Source organism: Bacillus sp. mrc49 (assembly GCF_002803435.1).
Genome location: NZ_PHNG01000471.1, coordinates 1 through 1,118, shown reverse-complemented (window position 1 = coordinate 1,118; position 1,118 = coordinate 1). Strand labels below are relative to the sequence as shown.

Annotated in this window: 1 protein-coding gene; it reads left to right on the top strand. The window is 47.8% G+C overall.

Annotated elements, in window-relative coordinates:
- Nucleotides 1–1,092 (top strand): (Fe-S)-binding protein (locus tag CVN76_RS03720; protein ID WP_198512467.1); only part of this gene is annotated, 1,092 nt, incomplete at its 5' end.
- Nucleotides 1,093–1,118: the final 26 nt, after the last annotated feature.

Here is a 1,118-nt window from a genome sequence, read left to right as displayed (position 1 = left end):
GGCGAGGGAGCCCAGGAATCGGCTGCGGCAACTGAAGGCTACAGCCCGAGCCTTATTGGCGAAGTCATTACGGAAGAAGAACTATGGGCTTGCACGACTTGCCGTAATTGTGAGGATCAATGCCCGGTAATGAATGAACATGTCGACAAAATCATCGATATGCGCCGATATCTAGTGCTGACTGAAGGCAGGCTTGATCCTGATGCCCAACGTGCAATGACCAATATTGAGCGTCAAGGAAACCCTTGGGGGCTGAACCGAAAAGAGAGAGAAGATTGGAGAACCTTGAGGGAGGATGTCAGCGTTCCTACCGTGAAGGAATTGCAAAAGGCAGACGAAGAATTCGAATATTTATTCTGGGTGGGTTCAATGGGATCTTATGATAACAGAAGCCAGAAGATTGCCCTTTCCTTTGCCAAGTTAATGAATGAAGCGGGCGTCAAATTCGCGATTCTGGGAAATAAAGAGAAAAACTCAGGGGATACCCCGCGTCGATTGGGTAATGAGTTTGTTTTTCAGGAGCTTGCCATGAAGAACATCGAAGAGTTCCAGAAGAACGAAATCAAGAAAATCGTGACGATCGATCCGCATGCCTATAATATATTTAAAAATGAGTATCCGGATTTTGGCTTGGAGGCGGAAGTGTACCACCATACGGAATTGCTTGCAAAGCTCGTCAGCGAAGGCAGGCTGGTGCCGCAATATCCAGTTAATGAAACGATTACTTTCCACGATTCCTGCTACTTGGGAAGGTACAATGAGGTATATAGCCCACCGCGTGAGATCCTGCAATCGATTGCTGGCGTGAAACTGATCGAGATGGAGCGCAACCGTGAAAAGGGCATGTGCTGTGGTGCCGGAGGCGGTTTGATGTGGATGGAAGAGGAAACAGGAAACCGCATTAATGTGGCTCGTACGGAACAAGCACTTGCCGTCAGCCCGACCGTTATCAGCTCGGGATGTCCGTATTGCCTGACCATGCTATCTGATGGGACGAAAGCAAAAGAAGTCGAGGAAGACGTTAAAACGTATGATGTAGCCGAGCTTCTCGAAAAAGCGATCATTGGTGAAAGCAAACCGATCGCATCTTAATCAATATATGATTGCCTGCTTCTTAT